Below are 4,133 nucleotides of genomic sequence, written 5' to 3'. Positions count from 1 at the left end.
CCAATTTTATTCAATTGTATTAGATTTGATACAAAGCGAGAAGTATTAGGCTGGCATATTAAGCGTATGACTGCAAAAACGGCATCGAATGCACTATCTATCTTCAACACCTGCAACCAGAAGTTCAGGAATGAAGCCTTTAAAAAATAATTCGGGGTGAGCGACTTTTGATTAACTTTGCGGCCAACACACATTTTTTAACCGCATACTTTACGAATGAACATTAAACACCTATCCTTATACACCTTAATTGCACTCGCAACTGCTACCACTGCCCAGGCACAGAAGAAATCTTACATAGAATCCATGTCAGAACCCAATCAATGGGTAGATTCTGTATTTAATAAATTGAGCAGACGTTCGAAAATAGCGCAAATGTTTTTTGTACGTGGCCTGACCAACTCTACTAAAGCCTACGAAGATTCTATCGGCAGAGTTATTCAAAAAGAAAGAATTGGTGGCATCGTATTTTTTCAAGGTGGCCCCGGCAGACAAGCCATTTTAACCAATAAATACCAGGCCTTAGCCCGCGTACCATTGCTCATTACCTCTGATGGGGAGTGGGGTTTAGGCATGCGCTTGGACAGTACTATTTCTTACCCTTATCAAATGGCCCTGGGTGCTATACAAAATAATACCCTTTTACATAAAATGGGCTTAGAGGTGGCAAAAGATTATAAACGCATCGGTATGCACATGAACCTTGCTCCTGATGTTGATGTAAACAACAACGCCAATAACCCGGTGATCAATTACCGCTCTTTTGGCGAAAACAAGTATAACGTTGCCACTAAGGCGGCGGCTTACATGAACGGTATGCAAGATGGTGGCTTATTGGTGAGCATTAAACACTTTCCTGGCCATGGCGATACCGATGTAGATTCGCATTACGATTTGCCTAAACTTACTTTTACCAAAGAACGCCTGGATAGCCTTGAAATTTATCCTTTCCGTGAGTTGGTAATGGGTGGTGCCTCGGGTGTAATGATTGCCCATATGAACATTCCTTCATTGGATAATACACCAAACATGCCTTCTACTTTGTCTAAACCAATTGTTACTGGCCTCTTGAAAGAAGAACTTGCCTTTAAAGGATTGATTATTTCGGATGCCATGGAAATGAAAGGGGTAGTTAAATATTTTAAAGATGGTGAAGCCGATGTAATGGGTGTTATTGCTGGTAATGACATTTTAGAATTGTCTCAAAATAGCGATCGTGCCATTAAGTTAGTGCGTAGAGCGGTGCGCTCTGGCAGAATCAGTATGGACCGCATTGATGAAAGTGTTAAAAAGATCTTGCTGGCTAAATATTGGGTTGGCTTGAACGTGAGAGATACCTTAAATGAACAAAACGTAGCTGCAGAGGTAAACAGACCTGAAAGCAAGGCTTTGGTACAAGAACTTGCAGATGCCTCTATGACTTTACTGCATGGACGTGAATTTATTAAAACCCTTGATCAAACCAAAAGAACGGCCATCATTAGCATCGGTACCACAGGGGTAACAACATTCCAAAAAGAGCTGGGTAATTTCTACAAAAATTCCATCTCTTTTACTTTAGATAAAACGGCTAATGCCAATGCCATTGCCAAGGTAATGAAAGAACTTGCTTTATTCGACCAGGTCATAATTGGTATTCACGATTCCCGCACACGTCCGGGTAATGGAATGGTGTTGAGTGCAGACCTGAAAATGTTTATCAAGAACATGTCTCAGAAAAATGCTGTATTCTCTTTATTCGGTAATCCTTACAATTTATCGCAATGGGCAGGATTGGAAAATAGCAAAGCTTTGTTAGTTGCTTATCAAAAAGAAGATTTTATGCAGAAAGCAGCCGCATCGGTTCTTAAAAACCAGCTAATTGCTACCGGCAGACTTCCTGTTACGGTGAATACATTTTTTAAATACGGCGGCGGCTTGTAAGCTGATTAGTCCCCTTTATTATAACCTGTTTAAAGGTCCAGTTCTTCAATGACTGGACCTTTTCTTATATAATAACTATATAGAGAATGACTATAAATATATTGTATTTAATCAGGAATCTTGTGTGCAGCCTTGTTAAACCTTAACTTTATAAGCCCAGATTTGAAATGCTTTATTGCTGCATTTCAATTTTATCTCCCAATACGGATTTATTAAAATACCTTTAAAAAAAATGTTCAGACATGCTTAAACCATTAAAAATACTTCAAGCTTCTGCTGGCTCAGGTAAAACTTTTAGTTTAACCGTCCATTACCTGGTGCTGCTTTTTAGTGGTGAAAATAAATACCGTGAAATTCTTGCTGTAACCTTTACCAATAAGGCTACGGAAGAAATGAAAACCAGGATTTTGGAGGTGTTGCGTGGTTTAGCCGAAGGCGATCAATCCAATAAAATCAATGACTACAGGTTGTTGGTCTTAAAGGCTCATCCTAATTTAAATCCTATCACCTTAAAAGAACAGGCAGATGTAATTTACCGTAAAATTCTGCACGATTACAGCCGTTTCTCGGTGAGTACCATTGATGGTTTTGTGCAAAAGGTAATTCGTGGTTTCGCTTTTGAGCTTGGCCTTGATGCCGGTTATGGATTGGAGATGAACTATGATAAAGTAAAAAATGAACTCGCCGACAGGCTGGATATGGCTTTAGATGAGCAGCCGCAACTCTTGCAATGGATCATCAACCTCGCTAAAGACCGTATCAATAACAATGTAAGCTGGAATTACCGCCGCGAGCTTTTGGAGCTGACCAGCGAAATTTTCAAGGAACGCTATCAGCCCTTTGAAAAAGCCATGGATACTTTAGGTAAGGTGGCAGATATGGATACTTTATTTAACGACTATAAACTCCTCACTAAACAAAGTATAGACTTATTTGAAGATTCCATTAAGGAATGTGCCAAAGATGCGCTTGATATTTTCCAGGTGCTGGATATTGACACCGGATCCTTAAAAGGGAAATCGCGCTCGCCATTGTTAAATATCAAGAAAATTCTGGATGGCGACTTTAGTAAAATACAATCGCTGTATAAATTAATTGATGAACCGGAGGAGTGGCTGCAAAAAGGCAGCAACAATTCGCTTTATGAAGAACTCAATCCTTGTTTAAAGACCTTAATTAAAAATTACCAGGAAGGTTATGCCGCCTATATATTAGCCTTAGGCTTTAACAAAAACTTATACTACCTGCGTTTAATGCAGGAAATGGCGGCCTTGCTGAAAAGCTACCGCGACGAAAGTCCTAACCTGCTGATCAGCGATGCTCAAAATATTTTAAAAGGTATTACCGATGATGCTGATGATAACCCTTCTTTTATATGGGAGAAAATGGGCAGCTTCTACAAGAACTTTCTCTTTGACGAATTTCAGGATACTTCTGCCAACCAATGGGGCAGTTTTAAATCTTTACTCAGCAATGCCATGGCAGCGCCAAGTGAAAAATTTATAGACCATTTAATTGTTGGCGATACCAAACAGTCTATTTACCGCTGGCGAAATGGCGATTGGAACATCTTACACCAGCAGGCAAAAACAGATCTTGGGGCACATCATATTGTTGATGATAGTTTGGAAGAAAATTACCGCAGTACAGAAGAAATCATCAACTTCAATAACCAGTTGTATAAAGACCTGCCTAAACTATTGCAATTGCAGCTTAACCAGACCATCAATGGACTGGAAAATGGCAATGAAGCTAAAGAATGGTGGGCAGCCAATGGCTTTGACCATATTGTGAGTGATGTTTATGCCGGTGCAACACAAAGAATAACACCAAAAACCCTCAAAGGGGGTACCGTAAAATGTATGGTCCTCAAGAGTGAGGAGGGCGAAGCTAAACTTTCCTTCGCAGAGTTGGCGTTAGGGAAAATGCTGGAAGAGATTAAATGGCTGCTGGAAGTTAAAAACTACCAGAAGAAAGACATTTGTGTATTAGTGCGCAAAAATTCTGAGGCTATTGCCGCTGTAAAGGCTCTATTGCAAAATGGAATCAGCGTTATTTCTGGCGAAGCACTTTTAATTGTAAACAACAGCGCTGTAAAACTTATCCTCAATACACTGCAGATTTTAGGTGGACTGGCAGAAAATACCGCCTTATATAAGGCTAATGCCATCAGTTTATACAGTCGCCTGCAAGGTAAAGAGGTAGAAACA

Annotated in this window: 2 protein-coding genes; both read left to right on the top strand. The window is 39.9% G+C overall.

From position 1 onward, the window contains the following. Window positions 1–216 precede the first annotated feature (216 nt). Complete coding sequence (locus ACR2F7_RS07385; RefSeq protein WP_432712943.1) at window positions 217–1,923, top strand: glycoside hydrolase family 3 N-terminal domain-containing protein; 1,707 nt, start codon at window positions 217–219, stop codon at window positions 1,921–1,923. Window positions 1,924–2,165: 242 nt separating this feature from the next. Next, the coding region (locus ACR2F7_RS07380; RefSeq protein ID WP_432712942.1) for a UvrD-helicase domain-containing protein at window positions 2,166–4,133 on the top strand (1,968 nt) is incomplete at its 3' end.

The sequence above is a fragment of the Pedobacter sp. genome, from assembly GCF_045628745.1.
GTDB lineage: Bacteria > Bacteroidota > Bacteroidia > Sphingobacteriales > Sphingobacteriaceae > Pedobacter.
This window is presented reverse-complemented; position numbering and strand designations above follow the sequence as displayed.

What these genes read in the sequence shown, in the direction of transcription:
- ACR2F7_RS07385 (WP_432712943.1), top strand. Translation starts at nt 217, where the DNA reads ATGAACATTAAACACCTATCCTTATACACCTTAATTGCACTCGCAACT.